At 36.8% G+C, this 17036-nt stretch carries 17 protein-coding genes, 1 pseudogene and 2 riboswitches; of the genes and pseudogenes, 5 read left to right on the forward strand and 13 right to left on the reverse strand.

The genetic code is table 11. From position 1 onward, the window contains the following. Positions 1-56 precede the first annotated feature (56 nt). A complete protein-coding gene (locus IEV52_RS09925) occupies positions 57-302 on the reverse strand; it encodes a WGxxGxxG family protein (protein WP_188402406.1) in 246 nt (81 codons plus the stop codon). Between the two features lie 214 nt (positions 303-516). Here IEV52_RS09925 and IEV52_RS09930 point away from each other — a divergent pair, with 214 nt between their 5' ends. Continuing rightward, positions 517-1023, forward strand: a complete 507-nt coding sequence (locus tag IEV52_RS09930; protein WP_188402407.1) for a DUF3231 family protein — start codon at positions 517-519, stop codon at positions 1021-1023. 228 nt (positions 1024-1251) lie between these two features. Here IEV52_RS09930 and IEV52_RS09935 read toward each other — a convergent pair whose 3' ends face one another. Beyond that, complete coding sequence (locus tag IEV52_RS09935; RefSeq protein ID WP_188402408.1) at positions 1252-1677, reverse strand: VOC family protein; 426 nt, start codon at positions 1675-1677, stop codon at positions 1252-1254. Positions 1678-1855: 178 nt separating this feature from the next. Beyond that, positions 1856-3859, reverse strand: coding sequence for a bifunctional 2',3'-cyclic-nucleotide 2'-phosphodiesterase/3'-nucleotidase (locus tag IEV52_RS09940; protein ID WP_188402409.1), 2004 nt, complete (start codon positions 3857-3859; stop codon positions 1856-1858). A gap of 232 nt (positions 3860-4091) precedes the next feature. On the opposite strand from IEV52_RS09940, the gene IEV52_RS09945 reads away from it, so the two are divergent. Then, positions 4092-4343 (forward strand): hypothetical protein, encoded by a 252-nt coding sequence (locus tag IEV52_RS09945; RefSeq protein ID WP_188402410.1) that lies wholly within the window; start codon positions 4092-4094, stop codon positions 4341-4343. A 151-nt stretch (positions 4344-4494) separates the two neighbouring features. Next, positions 4495-5682 (forward strand): DUF3880 domain-containing protein, encoded by a 1188-nt coding sequence (locus IEV52_RS09950; protein ID WP_188402411.1) that lies wholly within the window; start codon positions 4495-4497, stop codon positions 5680-5682. Positions 5683-5705: 23 nt separating this feature from the next. On the opposite strand, the gene IEV52_RS09955 is transcribed toward IEV52_RS09950, so the two are convergent. From IEV52_RS09955 to IEV52_RS10000, 10 genes and pseudogenes are all read right to left on the reverse strand, one after another. Then, positions 5706-6794: a tetratricopeptide repeat-containing glycosyltransferase family 2 protein gene (locus IEV52_RS09955; protein ID WP_188402412.1), complete on the reverse strand. Its 1089-nt coding sequence runs from the start codon at positions 6792-6794 to the stop codon at positions 5706-5708. A gap of 30 nt (positions 6795-6824) precedes the next feature. Further along, positions 6825-7271 carry a hypothetical protein gene (locus tag IEV52_RS09960; protein ID WP_188402413.1) on the reverse strand — a complete coding sequence of 149 codons (447 nt, stop codon included), beginning with the start codon at positions 7269-7271 and terminating at the stop codon, positions 6825-6827. 136 nt (positions 7272-7407) lie between these two features. Further along, complete coding sequence (locus IEV52_RS09965) at positions 7408-8721, reverse strand: nucleobase:cation symporter-2 family protein (protein WP_188402414.1); 1314 nt, start codon at positions 8719-8721, stop codon at positions 7408-7410. Continuing rightward, on the reverse strand, positions 8718-9308 hold the full coding sequence (locus tag IEV52_RS09970) for a xanthine phosphoribosyltransferase (protein WP_188402415.1): 591 nt from the start codon (positions 9306-9308) through the stop codon (positions 8718-8720). Before IEV52_RS09970 ends, IEV52_RS09965 begins: the two co-directional genes overlap by 4 nt. Positions 9309-9436: 128 nt before the next feature. Next, positions 9437-9538: riboswitch (purine riboswitch) on the reverse strand. A 33-nt stretch (positions 9539-9571) separates the two neighbouring features. Further along, positions 9572-10993: an amino acid permease gene (locus IEV52_RS09975; RefSeq protein ID WP_373869430.1), complete on the reverse strand. Its 1422-nt coding sequence runs from the start codon at positions 10991-10993 to the stop codon at positions 9572-9574. A gap of 82 nt (positions 10994-11075) precedes the next feature. Further along, positions 11076-11255, reverse strand: a riboswitch (Lysine riboswitch). Positions 11256-11348: 93 nt separating this feature from the next. Further along, a complete protein-coding gene (locus IEV52_RS09980; RefSeq protein WP_188402417.1) occupies positions 11349-12056 on the reverse strand; it encodes a GDSL-type esterase/lipase family protein in 708 nt (235 codons plus the stop codon). A 237-nt stretch (positions 12057-12293) separates the two neighbouring features. After that, the gene (locus tag IEV52_RS09985) at positions 12294-13184 is read right to left on the reverse strand and encodes a LysR family transcriptional regulator (protein WP_188402418.1); all 891 of its coding nucleotides are present in this window, start codon (positions 13182-13184) and stop codon (positions 12294-12296) included. A 287-nt stretch (positions 13185-13471) separates the two neighbouring features. Beyond that, positions 13472-13537: pseudogene (locus tag IEV52_RS22765) on the reverse strand (ATP-dependent Clp protease proteolytic subunit); the annotation flags it as partial. A 37-nt stretch (positions 13538-13574) separates the two neighbouring features. Then, entirely contained in the window at positions 13575-14195 is a 621-nt protein-coding gene (locus tag IEV52_RS09995; protein WP_188402419.1) for a class D sortase, read from the reverse strand. Beyond that, on the reverse strand, positions 14195-15529 hold the full coding sequence (locus IEV52_RS10000) for a processed acidic surface protein (protein WP_188402420.1): 1335 nt from the start codon (positions 15527-15529) through the stop codon (positions 14195-14197). The genes IEV52_RS09995 and IEV52_RS10000 overlap by 1 nt, the downstream gene beginning before the upstream one ends. Before the next feature lie 256 nt (positions 15530-15785). On the opposite strand from IEV52_RS10000, the gene IEV52_RS10005 reads away from it, so the two are divergent. Both IEV52_RS10005 and IEV52_RS10010 read left to right on the forward strand, forming a co-directional pair. Then, positions 15786-16514 (forward strand): DsbA family protein, encoded by a 729-nt coding sequence (locus IEV52_RS10005; RefSeq protein ID WP_188402421.1) that lies wholly within the window; start codon positions 15786-15788, stop codon positions 16512-16514. Beyond that, positions 16504-16911, forward strand: a complete 408-nt coding sequence (locus tag IEV52_RS10010) for a disulfide oxidoreductase (RefSeq protein WP_188402422.1) — start codon at positions 16504-16506, stop codon at positions 16909-16911. Before IEV52_RS10005 ends, IEV52_RS10010 begins: the two co-directional genes overlap by 11 nt. Positions 16912-17036: the final 125 nt, after the last annotated feature.

A 17036-nucleotide genomic window follows, 5' to 3' on the forward strand; every position in this document is an offset into this window, starting at 1 on the left:
TACCCATTTATTTAAAAATGGGTATCTGAAAAATATAAGTCTAAATTAGCTCTAGATTAGTCTTTTCTGTCATCTCTTCTTCTTCTGCCTAATAATCCAGCTAGACCAATTAAACCGAGCCATCCCCAATCCATATCATCATCGTTCTCATTATCATTTGTAGCAGCCACATCTCTTGTCATATTTGTATCAGTGAGATTGTCATTATTATCCGCTGCATTATTCCCATTAGTATTACACCCGAACAAAAGCCCAATTGAAAGAATAATTGAAGTAATTACTAATAATTTTTTTCGTAACATTTTTTTAAATCTCCTTTTATTATTTTTATATTGCAGCATTATTCTTTCTTTTTTTCCAATTTTTTATACTAAGGATTCTCAAATGTAAGGTATACGAATGAAACAACAATCAAGGAATAAGTACAAATATATAAACTAATACTAATACCTGTGTTCTTTATCCTTTTTAAAGGAGTAAATCATGAATTATCAAAAGAAGATAAGGAGAGTTGTTATGGGAATCTTAAGTGGAAATCCAAAGGACGAACCGATGCATTATGGTGAGATATATGGAGCTTGGACACACCTTCTTACCAACCATGGGATGATCGCTGGCTATCAGGTATATGTTAATCACACAGGGGATAGCGATCTGAAAAAATTAGTTGAAGAAGCGATTGAAGGACTTCAAAATGAGAATAAGCAGATCGAAGAATTACTGAAGGCAAATGGAATTGGATTACCACCTGCTCCGCCTGAGCGTCCGGTAGCTAAATTAGAAGATATACCTCCTGGTGCAAGATTCCTTGATCCTGAAATCAGCGCATCTGTATCAAAGGATGTAGCAGCTGGTCTTGTGGCCTGTAGTTCGATGATTGGTCAGAGCATTCGTGAAGACATTGGGGTTATGTATGGTCAATTTCATTTAGCGAAGGCACAATTTGGTGTAAAGATGCTAAAGTTAAACAAAGAAAAAGGCTGGTTAGTACCCCCGCCTTTACAAGTAAAAGCAAGGGAATAAAAAATCACGGAAGCAAAAGGTCTTCTTTGCCCTTACTTCTATCTATACTTTTCGGGTAACCAAATTCTGCCCGCTATTCTGCAAAATATATGGAGCAACGGACAGTTGGAACGATAATGGTTATTCAGCTTGAACAACTGTGGAAAAAGAAATAAACCTCATCAAGATGATGAGTAAACAAACAGACCCCTTCTATTTGAAAGAAGGGGTCTGTTCTATTATTAATAGTTAGTCTTGTTTGATGGTAGAAATTTGCCATTCAACACCGTATTTATCAGTAACTTGCCCATATGATGGGCTCCAGAATGTTTCTTGAAGCGGCATTCCCACTTTTCCGCCTTCTGAAAGTTTTTCGAAAACATTCTTTGCATCTTCTACGGTATCAATATGAATGGCAATATTTACTTGTGATCCTAGATTATACGGCATGCCAGGAAATGTATCAGAAAGCATCATAATCGTATCGCCTACTTTAAACTGAGCGTTCATCACTCGATCTTTTGCTTCACTAGGAATAGGGTGATTAGGATCTTCAGGCATATCCCCAAACGTTTGCATAGAAATTACTTCAGCATTCAATGCTTTTTCGTAAAATTTTACCGCTTCTTGTCCATTTCCGTTTGTAACCACATAAGGATTAACTGCTACAATCATCTTTGCACCTCTTCGTCTTATTTTTAGAATTAGGAACACTTGTTCGGTTCGATCTTATCATGAATCATCCATGTTGCGCAATCTACTATTTAGTTCTATATATCATGTAGATATCCTTCGTACCATTTTCCTAAATTAATCATAAAAAAAGAGAGCTATTACAGCCCTCTTTTTCTTCTTATCTTAAATCAATATTGTAAAATCCAAACCCTTTAGCGTCTAATCTATTTAGATAAGTAATCTTACCATCAGGACTTGCATACTTTTCGCCGTTTGGAGATGAAGTAAACGTTACGTTCGGAGTCCCGCTAACCGGTGCGATCGACCAGTTGTTATCTGCAGTCGGTGTAATTACTTTCATCTCAGTAATGTAATCCATTAAGATCTGACGGTTTTCATCAGCTGAGTCCACAACGTACTCGCTCCCTTTAACTCCCGGGAAGTTTCCGCCACCGCCTGCTCGGTAATTGTTTGTAACTACAATAAAATCTTGGTTCATATCTACAGGTTGTCCCTTATACGCTAGGTTGAGAATACGGCTGCTTTTTGGATTAACAACTGTGCCGTTTTTATCGTACTTGGCAGGTTGAGTCACATCAATCTGATAATTAACGCCATCGATTACATCGAAGTTATATACAGGAAAACTGGAATCAAGCAATTCTTGTTCTTCTGTTTTACTTGGATCTATCGTCTTAAACTTGCCTGCTGACATTTCTAACCATTCTTTAACAACTGATCCTTTTACTTTAATAGCTTTAAGGGTGTTGTCGTATAGGTAGAGGTCACCAGCACTACGGATAGTTAAATCGCCTTTTTGAATCTCTGTAAACTCTTCCGCTCCGTTTCTTCCTGCTTTAAAAGGAGCACCAACAGATAGGATCGGTAGTTCCTTATATTCAGGTTTGTTTAAAGCAATATACTTTTCCACATACCACTTCTGTGCATTAGTTACAACTTGAACAGAGGGATCATCTTGAACTAGTGCAAAGAAACTATGGATATCATCGGTTGTTGTTCCGATTGGCGTGTTTACATATTTGATAGTTGCTTCGTGAACACTTGTTACAGCATCAACTATTTGCTTATCGGGGGTAATACCGGTTTCAGTTACATTCCGTACTGATGATTGAGAATTAACGACCTTCCACTCACCTTTTACCTTTTTAAGTGTTAAGTCGATTAGTCCGAGCGAACCGCCGCCATAACCTGCTTGTACAGCGGGTACACCGTTTATGGTTCCTTTGGTATTATCTACTCCAGGTAGTACGTTGCCGCTTGCATCTTTAAACAATGCATCTAAACTCTTTAGATCTGGAGCAGGAAATACCTTGTGTGTATGTGAAAAAGTAATCGCACTGATTCCTTCTACTTTACTCAAACCATACACAACATCTTCCGTGTTTGAAGTGCTTCCGTTAAATCCAGAGTGAGCTTGAGCGATAATAAGATCTGCTCCTTCTTCTTTCATTAGTGGAATAAACTTTTCAGCACTTTCAATTATATTTTTTGTAATGACTTTTCCATCAAGATGCGATTTATCCCATTCGTTGATTTGAGGCGGCACAAATCCGATATATCCAATCTTAATCACTTTTGTTCTGCCATTTTCGTCTTTTACTTTCTTATCCACAATCTTATAAGGTGTATATTTGTTAACATCATTGGTTGGGTCATTATCATGGTCATCCACATATACGTTAGCATTTACAAAAGGAAAGTTTGCATCGTCATACGTTTCATCCAAAAAATCTAATCCATAGTTAAACTCATGGTTTCCTAACGTTGCCATGTCATAGCCCATTAGATTCATAGCTGTAATTGCCGGGTGAACTTCACCCTCTTTTAACGGCTCTACCTTTGCTTTATATGTACCGAGCGGGGTGCCTTGAATAAGATCTCCGTTGTCAACTAAGACACTGTTTTGGCTGAATGTTAAATCAGCACGTGCTGATCTAACGAGTGAAGCTGTTTTAGCCAGTCCCACTTTTTCCGAAGCTGCATTTTTGTAATAATCAAAGTTAAGAAGATTCGTATGAATATCAGTAGTCTCCATGATTCGAAGATTTACTTTCCTATCGTTTTTAGCCGGATTTTTTGCGTATGCAGTTCCAGCAATCGGTGCACCTATTAAACTTATTGCTAACGAAAGAGAAACTATTTTCTTATGATTTATATTCATGCCCTCTAACCCCTTTACAATAATTGAGACTGAAGCATCAGACCCCAAGTTATAATACCATTTCCATATTTTTTCTAATATAATCCAAAGTACCTAAAATGGATTCTGCTATAAGTTTGAACCATACTACACCACTTATTCTATTAAGCATATAAATATGGTATATTATTCCTTGTGAAGGTTGCTTATTATAGCAATTTCATTCATATAAATAAATAGGAGGAACCCCCCAATGGCAAAAACAAGATCAAAAAAATGGAGAGAAAAAATGATTCGTGAAGGTAAACGCAATCCTCATGCAGATCGGAGTACTTATGCAGCTGCAGAAATGTACAAAATAATGGCTACCAAAAAAACGAAGACAAAGAAAGATAAAATGAATCAAAACAAACATAAAGGACGGTTATCATATGCTAGATATAGCGATGGTAGTAACCGTTCTTTTTTTATGGTCTGTGCAACATCCACCAAAATCCCCTTCTAAAAAGACCTCCACAAATTCTAAAAAAGCCTTATTAAAAGCCTCCTCATTTTTGACCTACCTGAAAATCGTATACTTATAGGTTTATGCCGTGACAAGCCTTTCAAGTTTTACATATGGATAACTACTTGATAATAAACAGAAAGGCGATTCTATGAAAATTCTTTTCCTTGAAAGTCATCCTATGTGGATTTATGGTTTACCATATGGTTTAAAAGAGCTTGGTCACACGGTAATTATTTCAGGTCCAGTTAGCCGAGAGAATATTTTAGATATGATTGCTAAATATGAACCTGATTTGATTCTATCTATGGGATGGACACCTGAGCATTCAAAAGAAAAACAACCTTGGATACGTGATGCCGCTAGGTCTGCAGATATACCTTTAGTTTACTGGTCCACTGAAGACCCCCTTCACACAAAGAACTTTACCTTGCCTCTAATTTGTACCATGCAGCCTGATTTTGTGTTTACGGTCACGCGTACTTTATGTGAAACGTATGAAACATTAGGAATTAAAGCAGCACACCTCGATTTTGGTTTTCATCCAAGAGTTCATAACCATGCGGGAACATATAGTAAATACACTGCTGATATTGCGGTTGTTGCAAACGCATATCCTGATTACCTTGAACAAAATCCTGATGTATTTCGTTCTGCTTCATTTAAAAATCTGATCTTGCCTCTATTAGAGAAGAAGATCCGAGTAGATTTTTGGGGCAATCATTGGCAGCAATTGTGTAGTCAATTAGGAATGCGTATCCCTTCAGATTGGTTCCATGGTTATCTCAATTATACGAAAGCTAGAAAAGTGTATAGCTCATCTAAAATCATTATAGGTTTGCAAAATTGTACAGACCAATTGTCTCAAAGAACTTTTGAGGTTCTCGGTTCAGGAGGTTGTCTCCTAACATCGGACACGGAAGCAGTTCGAGAAAAATTTGTTCCTGGACGTGATTTGATCGTCTCTTCCACACCAGAAGAAACGATCAAGAAAGTTAAATATTATTTAAATAACTCAAAACAAAGAGAAGCCATTCGAAAAAATGGAATGACTGCTGTTAAACCACACTCTTACAAACATAGAGCTGAAGAAATGATTCAAGTATTAATCAACAGAGGAATAATCAGCTCTAGACTAGAGTCAGAAGATACCGGTAAGTTAATTCATTACACGGAGGTACTTGAGAGAAGGTACAATCTTCATTATGTTCGTTTTGGGGATACGTTAGGACAAATCTCTAAAAGATATAAAATTCCCTTACAACAGATCATGAAGATTAACAAATTTACATCTGATCAAATTTATGCTGGCCAATTAATAAAAATCAATAAGAAATAAGCTAATAAAAAAAACAGACCGCTTTACAAACGGCCTGTTTTTTTTACTTTTTCTTCAAATATCTTCTGATTATTAATCAATCTCAAATCGTGAGGGAAATAGTTTAAAGCGATTTTATTATGTTCACAAGCCTTCTTAAAGTCTCTTATTTTATAATAACAAACAGTTAATTGCAGATGTGGAAGCCACGTCCAAGAAGGTATATGATAATGGCCCATACAATTTTGATCCCATTTTAATTTAGAAGCATATTCATACCAATAAACAGCTTTCTTAAGTTCATTCTTTTTATAAAAATGATTTCCTAACCTGCAGCAAATATCTGCACGTGGACGGTCATAGTGAAACGATTTATAGAGTATCTCCTTTTCTTTTTCAAGATTACCCGTCATTCCATAACAATCTGCTAATTTACCACAAGCAATTATTTTGTCTTCCTTCCATCCTTCTTTATGATTTAAATATAAAGTATAGAATGTAATGGCTTTTTGAATGTCATGATGACAAAGAAGCTCGTTTGCATAATAAAAGAGATCTCTTGGTGTAAATATTTCGCCTTTTTCTAACTGTTTTTCGTAAATAAATAGATTGCGCTTTGATGTATCCGTTCTATCTTTAACATGATGAATGCTGATATCACTGTGGAAAATAGGACCATTTACTTCTAAATATTCATGAACTGCCCCATTCCATTTAAATTGACAATTGGTTTTAACTAACCTATTTCTTTTTATGATAAAAGAAGGATTATTCATTGAATCTGGGTTTACTAGATATTTCATGGTAACGGAATTTGTATTTTGTCTTAATTTTCCTTTCAGCTGTTTTAATAACATCCTGTTTTGTGTATTTATCACATCGTCGGCATCTAACCACATTGTATATTGTTTAGTAGCGAACCCAAAAGAGTAATTACGGGCAGAACTAAAATGATCTGCCCATTTATAATCATAAATTTTATCTGTAAATTGACTAGCAATACGCTTGGTTTTGTCATTTGAACCGGTGTCGACGATTATTATTTCATCCATTAAATCGTGTATAGAAGTTAAACATCTACCAATTGTGTCTTCTTCATTTTTTACAATCATACATAAGCTAATGGTGATCAAGAACGATACCCCTTTCAAAGGTATATCAAATTATAAAGAAATGATCGATGGAATATAATAACCCTTAGGTGAACTAAGTCTCTTAGGATACCCTTTAACACGAAAAACAGGAATAGCTGCTTTTGCTGGTTTCTTTCTGCGCGTGGGTGCATAATCTCCGTTTTGCACAAAACGACCACTGAATTCATAGTCTCCAGTTGGAACAAATCCGCCCGTACCGCCAGTCTGTTCAAAATCTCCAGTTGGTACGTAATAGCCTATTAAATCAAAGTCTCCAGTTGGTACACATCCACCAGTCGAAACATAGTATCCTGTCCATTTATTTTCTCCAGAAGCTACGTATCCTCCAGTTGGTACATAATCCCCGGTTAAAATGTAACCTGGGATCTCATTACTATCAGTTGCGAGGTTTTCTTCTAATGGGTTAATAAATCTCTTTCCCAGGGTTCTTTCTTTTTTACTTTTATTACTTTTCACTTATTCACTTCCTATTTAATGAGCTTGTATTACATTACTAACATATGAGCTTAACAAAAAATTTGTTCCGAAGTATAATCTTTTCTTTCAAAAAAAGAGCTTCCACATAACAATGTGGAAGCCCTTTCTTTATCTATTACTGAGGATGTACAACTTCTTTTTGAGTTTTTTGCAGCTGTGGCACTGTAACTTTCGCTGCTCTGGCGTTAAAAAGCAGATTCAACAGAATAGCCATCAAACTGCCTGCTACTATCCCGTTTTCTGTCAAGATTTGAACACTTTCAGGAAGTTTGCTGAATAGTTCTGGCTCTACCGTTACACCTAAACCCATTCCAACTGAACAAGCAATAATTAATAGGTTTTCTTGCTTAGCAAGGTTCACTTCACTAAGCATTTTAATACCTGAGGCAAAAACCATACCAAACATCGCAACCATTGCCCCGCCCATTACAGGAGTTGGAATTAAGGTTGTTAGAGCTGCAACCTTTGGAATCAAACCGAGAAATACTAACATACCTCCTGCTACATATATGACTTGTTTCGACTTAACACCAGAAAGTTGAACAAGTCCCACGTTTTGTGAATAAGTCGTGTATGGAAAAGCGTTAAATATTCCGCCCAGTATGATGGCTAGTCCTTCTCCACGGTACCCTTTTGTTAAATCTTTAGGTGTCAGGCTGCGGTCACATATTTTTCCGAGAGCCATGAAAACACCTGTAGATTCGATTAAGCTCACAGTCGAAACCAGAATCATCGTAAGTATAGCGCCTGCCTCAAATGTAGGTACTCCGAAGTAAAACGGCTTTGGCATGTGTACCCAAGAAGCTTTCAAAACAGGTGTAAAATCAACTAATCCCATTGATGCAGATGCAACAGTACCTGCAATTAATCCGATTAAAATGGATACTGAACGAATAAAGCCTTTAGAAAAACGGTAAAGAAAAAGAATAAAACCAAGAACACCAAAAGACAAAAGCAGGTTTTGAGCAGAGCCGAAGGTTTCACTCCCCGCACCGCCAGCCATATCTTTAATGGCTACTGGAATTAATGTGATTCCAATAATGGTAACAACAGTTCCGGTCACGATCGGAGGAAACAGCTTAAGTATTTTTCCGAATGCACCAGCAAAAATGACAACAAAAAGGCCTGCAGCAATAATAGCACCATAAATAGCGCTCATTCCATATTGACCGCCAATGGCGATCATCGGTCCTACTGCCGTAAACGTACATCCTAATACAACCGGTAGACCAACCCCGAAGAAGCGGTTTTGCCAAACTTGAAGAATTGTAGCTAATCCACAGGTTAAGAGGTCGATTGCCACTAAATAAGCAAGCTGTTCAGGTGATAACTTAAGTGCTCCACCTACGATCAATGGAACGATGACGGCTCCGGCATACATAGCTAGAACATGCTGTATACCGAGTGAAAATACTTTACCTTTTTTCATGAAGACATCACCTCGCTTTGAATAAATGTAATCCCGTTTGTGTTCATCTCTTTGACTCTTGCGAGGGATTCAACTCGGTAACCTTTTTCTTCAAGCTTTTTCCGGCCTTCCTGAAACGATTTTTCAATAACAATCCCAAACCCAGAAATGTGGGCATTTGCTTTTATTACGAGATCTGCAAGTCCGAGTGCTGCTTCCCCATGTGCTAAGAAATCATCAATGATCAAAACTTTTTCGCCTGGATGCATAAATTTTTCTGCAATCGAAATCTCGTTCTGTTCTTGTTTTGTAAAAGAATAGACTTTCGAAGTTAACAAGCCTTCTGTTAATGTTAAGGATTTTTTCTTTCGAGCAAAAACAACTGGGACACCTAGTTCCAATCCCGCAAATACGGCTGGGGCAATGCCGGATGATTCAATGGTCAATATTTTAGTAATTCTATCAGATTTATATCGATTTGCTATTTCAATCCCGATCAATTTCATAAACTCAGGGTCGATCTGATGGTTTAAGAAAGAATCTACTTTCAATACAGATGAAGATAATACCAAACCTTCATCACATATTTTCTGTTCTAAAAAATTCATTGGTCCACCTCTTAATGTTTTTTAAAATAAAAAAACCGGAGAACCACTTCTCTCTGTTCGAGTGAAGCAATTCTCCGGTATCGTAAACGGAATAAAAACAAGCCAATACACCCTATGAAAAAGGGCGATTGAAATTTTGCGTCACTCGTAGTCAAACCCTTAACGGGGGTTTGGTAGAAACTTGCAGGCCATATCCCTGCGATTATACGAGCTTATGAAGTTAATTCACATTATACGGTAAAGCAAACAAAAAGAAAACCTCTTTAAGCAGCTTTACTATCATTACTTTTCTTAACTGTATATTTATTAAAGATCGGATACACAATAAATCCTAAGAAAAACAAACCAATTCCTAAAGTGAATGTTTTCGCATCCGATGTACCTGAAATAATAACCCAACTCGAGTAGATGAGAGCAAATAATGCAATCGCTCCGTCTCTTACACGTGATCCTTTGATCTGATCATATGTTTCACCTTTATACACAAGCTTTAAGAAATAAAGAGCTGAGATCAGATACGGTATCAAATAAGCAAGTGTAGCTGAAGTGGTTAGGAACGCGTAAGCTTCGCCGATTGTACCTGAAATCGTAGAAAAGATAAAAATCTGCGACATGATATTCGTGACAGATAAAGCATTAACAGGACTGCCATTCTTATTAACTTTGCCAAAGAATGCTGGAAAAACACCAGATTTTGCAGCTTGATAAGGTACCTCAGAGCTTAACAGAATCCAACCGAGGGTAGAACCGAATAAAGATATAACAGCTAATAGACCCATGAATGAAGCACCCGTGCTTCCAATTAATTCAGATAGTACATCGACAAATGGTTTGTCTGACGTCATTAATACTTCTCTTGGAAGTACATTCATCGTTAATAAAGTAGTGATCATATAAATGCTTAAGGCAATAAGTAAACCAATGATTGTTGCCTTTTTCACGTCTCTTTGAGATGAAGCTCTGCCTGACAAGACAACAGCTGACTCAATACCTACAAAGGCCCATAGTGTTGCAATAGCGGCCATGTTGATTTGACTTCCAATTCCGTGTGAAACACCTGCGTCATCCACTACTGGGAAATAAGCATCGGCAAATAAGGAAGATTCCACCGCGAATAATGCAGCAACAATAAACAACATAAATCCGATTACTTTTGAAGCGGTCGCAACGAAGTTCAGCTTCCCTGCTCCATTAATACTTTTAACTAGAATAAAATGAGTAAACCAAAGCAATACAGTACAAACAATAAATGTAATCAGTTTTCCAAGCTGAATTTCTTGATTTAATACGTTTCCTACTACTTGTGTACTTTGCATCATTGGGAAAAAGGTTGATAAATATCCTGCAAAACTCGTGATGATTGCAACGTTGCTTATCCAGTTTGCTACCCAATATCCCCATACCATACTAAAACCAGCTACATTCCCTTTTTTACGGTCCGAGAATAGTGCTCTAGCATAACTTTGCGGACCTGCAGTGAGCTCTGGTTTTCTGATAGATAAAGAACCAAAAACCAGTGCTATCATCAAAACGCCAAATCCAGTAACAGCCCAAGCTGCGGTTACTCCTAAAGGGCTTGCTGTTTGAGCTAAAGTATTTGGCAGCATAAATATACCTGATCCTACCATGTTGCCAACAACAAATGCGGTTAAGAGCCATACGCTCCAATTGTTTTTTTTCATGATGAAAAACCTCCTGTTGATTTTAAGCCAATAAAAAAACACGCATGGATAAGCCCATACGTGTTATAATCAGCTCCCCACAATAATCCCTGATAGCTCAACGCAGAAAATTCTGCGACAGTTCTGCACCTATTAAATGCAGCCCCAACGAATTCTTATAGTGGACAAGAATCCATTTCGGCATCAATTCCTTTCAAACTGTTCTCATAAGCACCACTTGCCTCTTACAGTTTTACTCTTAATCAACGCGACCTCTACCTCACCGAGATTTATGTGAGGACTTTATATTAAATTCATTCCGAGTTGTAGAATACCAAAAACATTAGATTACGTCAAATGGAAACTTATACCTTTATTCTTATTTGTAATCAGAATTTTGTTTTAAGGTGTTATATACTCTCTCTCCGATTAACGCATACCCTTTTTCGTTTGGATGCAGTTTATCAGAAAAATAGACCTGCTTGTTCTTTTGGATGAATAAATCATCTGTACGAATAAATGCTGTGTTCTTGTGCTTTTTTGTTACTTCTATCGTTGATCGATTCCAATTTAAAACCGCTTCATTGACAGGGTTCTTATCATTTACTTTGGGATTATATATTCCTAGAATATAAATGGTTTTGGGATTTTTTCGATTTTGTAGTTTACTAATAATTTGGTTCAAGTTTTTTTTATATATTTCCTCATTTTTATCAAGCTCTTCTTGATTAAATTTTGTTAAATGATCTGTACTTTTTAGAAAATCGTTAGTCCCTATGTTGATAAAAATAATATCCGACCGTTTAGCTTTTACTGCAATTTCATTGTTTTTTAAGCGTCCAAGTAAATCTGTGCTTGTATCATTAGGGACACCATAATCATGAACAATTAATTCTTTATCTGTATCAGTTTCATAGCGATGCTGTACGTCTCCTATATATCCATTATCATTTGTGTCACCTAATCCGTAAGCTAGTGAGTCACCAAGAGCTGTTACTACCATTTCTTTTTGATTATACGAATATAAAAATAAACCGGCTAATAAAATTGTTAAACACACTGCAATTTGTAATGAACTTTTTTTCATACTCCTAACCACCAGCTTTCCTGTTGATAAACTAAGCATGTTTAAGTGCAGTTTTTATAGTATTTTGTAATCATACCTGTTTTACAGAACTTCAAAACCTCGTGAGAAGCTCGTGTAGTCTCTGGTGGGTTCGATTCCCACACGGTCCCGCCAACCCTTATACTTTAAAGAATATATATTTCTTAACTACTTTGTTGGTCTCCTTCTTGTTAAACATAAAAAAGAGCCCCCCACTTTTCAGGAGAGCCGTTTTAAATAGTGATCGTTTAACCATAAGGTTGCCACAGCAATAAATTTTTCTGCTGCCGGAGGCAGATGTTTCAAGGTTAAACTGCCAATACCAATCCACACAGATTCTTCATCAACAGCCAGAGGTAAAATTTTTACTCCTTTAGGTATGCTATGCAGAGCTATCTCAGGAAGGATCGCCACTCCCATTCCATTTTTTGCCATCGAAATAATGGCCTGTTCGTCTTCTAAATGGAAGGCTACATCAGGTGTCAATTTCTTCCCTTTAAAAAGTTTATACATGATCTCACGTGTGGAATTTTGCAGTAGGATCTTCTCATCCTTTAACAGCTCAATATATATACTATCTTCTTCACTAAGTGGATGAGATTCAGCCATCACACAGAAAAATAGCTCCCTTTTTAAATGAAGAACTTCGAAGCTTTCGGCAGCAGGCAATAACATAAAACTAAAATCCACTATACCCTGTGTAATCCATTGTCCCAGTTCTTCCTGCTTTCCTTCCATTATTTCGACTGTAATATGTGGATATTGCTCCATGAATTTTTTTGCAATACCTGGAAGCCAGACAGCTGATACTGAAGAAAAACTGCCCAGCCTTACTATGCCAATTTCCAGCCCTTTGATTTCCCCAGCTTCCTGCCGCATTTTCTCGTTTATGTATAGAATATCTCTTATGTATAAAAGCATTCTTTCTCCGTTAACCGTGAGCTTGATGCCTGTTTTGTTACGTGATAACAAAGAAAAGCCCATTTCTTTTTCCAGACTGGAAATGGCATGGCTGACACCCGATTGAGATATATTTAGAGCAGCACTTGCTTTTGTCAGGCTCCCAAGCTCCACCACTGTATGGAAAATTTCGTACTTCCCAATAGACAAACTCATCCCTCTTCACATTACTTTTTTTCATAATATAACATAAAACATGAATAATTTTCATTAGTCGACATATATACACAAAGTTCTGTTTCTTGTCTGTTGATTTCGACTCCTTGCACTCGCTTTCCGCGTAGGTCAGGGAGACTCCTAGGGGTTATACACCTGCAGGGTCTCCCTTTACCCGCTTTTCCCGCAGGGGTCTAGCGCCTGCAACGAAGATCAACATCTAATGACCTTTAATAGCCATATACAAAAAAAGAGGACTGCAGCCCGCAGCCTCTCTCCTTCTATTTAGGGTAAATGATTTCATCGATTATACCATATTCTTTCGCTTCTTCTGCACTCATGAAAAATAAAAAGCAGCAGAATAAAGAATTCTGCTGCTTACAACTACGTTAATTTTTTTGAAATTAAGTTTGCGACCAGGATATATCGTTCGGGTGATGCTCCAATGAAATCAAACGGATAGCAAGTCGAAACCGTTAATGTTGCTCGTGGTTTTGGAACAATAACCGTCCGGTCATCTTTATCGACAATTCGAACATTCTTAACTCTATAGGTAAATGTTCCAGTAGAAGTCTCGACAATTAAAAGATCCCCTTTTCCAACTTCACCAAGTTTGCGGAAGACCGTATCCCGATGTCCTGAAAGTACAGAATTATCCTCTTCCCCTGGTAATACGCTTTGTGCATAATGACCTACGCCTTTTTCCAGTTCTTCTTCATCGGTTCCATGAAAGATTGGGAGTGATGCATCCAGCTTAGGAATGATTAGCTTACCTATATTTTCACCCTTTGTCGGGCGGTTTAGATAAAGAATTTCCTTTGATTCATCTGGTTCTTGTTCAACAGGTTTTTTGTGAATCTCTTTTGCCTCAATCTGTCCGCTTTTGAAAATCAAATACCCTTTTATAAACTTAAAAGCATTAGTGCTGCTAAACCAAGCTCCAAAAAGAATAAAAGCGATAGAAAATGTTAGAAGAACAATCCGCAGTTTACTTCTTCGTTTCATTAGATGTTTTTCACTCTCAATCGTCTAAACAGGAAGAAACCGGCTGCTACAACCCCAATTCCAACGATCATATTTTCAACGTAATCTGTAGACGTTTTAGGCAGTTCTCCACCTTTTATCGTTTTTACTGGTGGTTTTGCTGAAGTTGGCATTTCTTTTACAATCTTTTCAACTTCTTGAATGTCTTTCCCTGTTTCTTGAATCATCTCTGACCCAATCATCTCTGCTGTGATACGAAGATCAGCTAGCAGTTCACCATTTATGTTGTAGATTTCCATGATTAAGTCATTACCATTTGTAGTTTCCATTGTCATCAATGCTTCCATTGAAAGTGGCTGTTTTTGACCGTCCACTACAAGATAATATTTAGTCTCAATTTGTAAAAGCTGCTTCATTTCTGAAAAAATGTCAAATATCTCAGCAATTTGTTCAGCAGAAAGTTCCTCGGCTGTTTCAAATTCCTCAAACGCCATCATTCTCTCACTAAGCGCCATCATTTGGTCAAGAAAAGCTGGGTCTTCCCAGTTGAGAGATTCGAAATGGGCAAAAAGCTTTTCCATCTCTTCCTCAGTTAGATCAATTTGAGTAAACAAGTCTGAAATTTCTTCTTCGATGTTTTCTTCACCGTTAATATAAAAATCAACAGCCCACTCCAGATCTTCAATATACTCATAATTTTCTAGCGCATCATCATTTTCTTTTAATAACGCCTCTAAATCTTCGATTGATCCTAAGTTATAGTCTTTTAACAATTGTTGAAGATTCTCGTCATTTATAGGAGTACCTTCCCAATCGTCACCATTAATATAAAGATCTACAGCCCACTCAAGATCCTCAATGTATTCATAGTTATCAATTGCATCGTCGTTCTCTTTTAATAAAGTTTCTAATTCTTCAATAGAACCTAAGTTATAATCATTTAATAATTGCTGAAGATTTTCATCATTTATTGGAGTACCAATATATAAATCAAGAGCTTCTCTTAACTCTTCTTCAAAAATTAGCCATGACCCGTCTAGAACGTCTTGTCCTTCTTCGATATCTCCGTATTCCACAAGCAATTCATTTAATTCTTCACGGCTTAAGTCAAATTCTTGCATAACAGATTTTACACCTTCTTCTGTTAACGGTGTTCCTAATTCATCAACAGATACAAAATCCCCTAATGACCAATCTTTGCTTTTTAAGTAATCCTCATAATCTTTAGATTCCCAGCCGATCTCTTTCAAGAACGCTTGATAATCCTTGTTAATTGGCTTTATTGCAAACGCTGACACTGGCAGCATGCCAAGGCTAATCGTGATAGCCAATAGAAGTGATAGTAACTTTTTCATCCCTGACCCCCAAAGGTGTTTTAATATAATTTCTAGAAAATTATACTTCCAAGATCTTCTTTTGCATACAGTTTTTTTTTACCTTTATTTAATCATGGTAGAATATTGTTCAAATAAATAATTTTCGTTTATAAATTCGTGTGAATAAACGATTTTATTCAAAAATGTTCAATATTTCTTCATTGTAAAAACATCTAATTTTGTATACGATACTAGTAACTTCTTTTTATATAGTAAAAATTCTATGAGGTGAAAAATGGGTAAACAAAAAAAGAAAAATGCAAAAGCCGTATCAACAAAGAAAAAGAAAAGTTCGTCCCCTGTTTGGCTGTTTTGGACAATTGGAATTTTAACGATTGGGTTAATTGTATTTATGTTTAGTGGAATGCTTGATAAAGATTCCTCAAATACTGCGATTTCTTATGCTAATCAGCCTTACTTAGGAAAAGAAGAGGCACCGGTGAATATTATTGAGTTTGGAGATTATAAATGCCCAATATGTAAGGACTTTAATGAGTCGTTTTTCCCTTTAATCGATCAAGAACTTATACAAACAGGTAAGGTTAAATTTTATTTTCTAAACTATCCTTTTATAAACGTTGACTCAGAAAGATCAGCTCTATTTGGTGAAACAGTATACAAAGAACTAGGTAACGACACGTTCTGGAAGTTTCATAAACTTCTTTATGAAAAACAGCCAGAAGACCAAAGCCTTGAACGGAAAGATATCTTCACAGAAAAATTCTTGCTTGAGACTTTAGGTGAAACAACTACCGAGGAAAACGTAAAAAAAGTCAGCGGACAATTAGAAAACAATGAAAGTGAAGAAGCTGTAGAAACAGATGAAGCGCTTGTAAGTGATTTAGGGGTAACTGGAACTCCTACCCTTTTTGTTAACGGCAAAAAGTTTGAGGGTTCTTCCATTGAAGACCTTAAGATGATGGTTGATGAAGCTGAGAAGGAAGTAAATAAAGGTGACAAATAAACCTATTTTGATCGCCTGGTTAGCCGCGATCGTTTCTACACTAGGAAGTCTGTTTTTTAGTGAGGTCTTAAAATTTATTCCATGTACGTTTTGTTGGTATCAGCGAATTCTTATGTACCCTTTAGTCATTTTGCTTGGAATTGCTTTTTATCATCAAGATGATAAAATAACCCGCTACGTCCTCCCGTTTTCTATACTTGGAATTCTAGTTTCAGGTTATCACTATGCCTTGCAGAAAATACCTGCACTAAAGGCGTTTGAGATGTGTACATCAGGTGTGCCATGTTCTGGACAATATATTAACTGGCTGGGTTTTGTTACAATTCCACTGCTAGCGTTCATTGGATTTACAACGATCACTTTATGTATGATATTCATTAGAAAGCAGCCGAATTAAACGGTTGCTTTTTTCTATTAAAACATTGTTGTTATTTAACCGGAAAGAGAGAAGTGGTTGAATTTCAGCTCCAGGATGCTTGCTTTCCGCGGGGCAGGCGGTGAACCTCCTCGACTCTCTGCGCC

Origin of the sequence: Fictibacillus barbaricus (assembly GCF_014635025.1) — a bacterium.
GTDB classification, from domain to species: Bacteria; Bacillota; Bacilli; order Bacillales; family Fictibacillaceae; genus Fictibacillus; species Fictibacillus barbaricus.

Excerpts from the sequence above, each read along its gene's own strand:
- IEV52_RS09925 (WP_188402406.1), bottom strand. The coding sequence starts at position 302 with ATGTTACGAAAAAAATTATTAGTAATTACTTCAATTATTCTTTCAATT.
- IEV52_RS09930 (WP_188402407.1), top strand. The coding sequence starts at position 517 with ATGGGAATCTTAAGTGGAAATCCAAAGGACGAACCGATGCATTATGGT.
- IEV52_RS09935 (WP_188402408.1), bottom strand. The coding sequence starts at position 1,677 with ATGATTGTAGCAGTTAATCCTTATGTGGTTACAAACGGAAATGGACAA.
- IEV52_RS09940 (WP_188402409.1), bottom strand. The coding sequence starts at position 3,859 with ATGAATATAAATCATAAGAAAATAGTTTCTCTTTCGTTAGCAATAAGT.
- IEV52_RS09945 (WP_188402410.1), top strand. The coding sequence starts at position 4,092 with ATGGCAAAAACAAGATCAAAAAAATGGAGAGAAAAAATGATTCGTGAA.
- IEV52_RS09950 (WP_188402411.1), top strand. The coding sequence starts at position 4,495 with ATGAAAATTCTTTTCCTTGAAAGTCATCCTATGTGGATTTATGGTTTA.
- IEV52_RS09965 (WP_188402414.1), bottom strand. The coding sequence starts at position 8,721 with ATGAAAAAAGGTAAAGTATTTTCACTCGGTATACAGCATGTTCTAGCT.
- IEV52_RS09970 (WP_188402415.1), bottom strand. The coding sequence starts at position 9,308 with ATGAATTTTTTAGAACAGAAAATATGTGATGAAGGTTTGGTATTATCT.
- IEV52_RS09980 (WP_188402417.1), bottom strand. The coding sequence starts at position 12,056 with ATGAAAAAAAGTTCATTACAAATTGCAGTGTGTTTAACAATTTTATTA.
- IEV52_RS09995 (WP_188402419.1), bottom strand. The coding sequence starts at position 14,195 with ATGAAACGAAGAAGTAAACTGCGGATTGTTCTTCTAACATTTTCTATC.
- IEV52_RS10000 (WP_188402420.1), bottom strand. The coding sequence starts at position 15,529 with ATGAAAAAGTTACTATCACTTCTATTGGCTATCACGATTAGCCTTGGC.
- IEV52_RS10005 (WP_188402421.1), top strand. The coding sequence starts at position 15,786 with ATGGGTAAACAAAAAAAGAAAAATGCAAAAGCCGTATCAACAAAGAAA.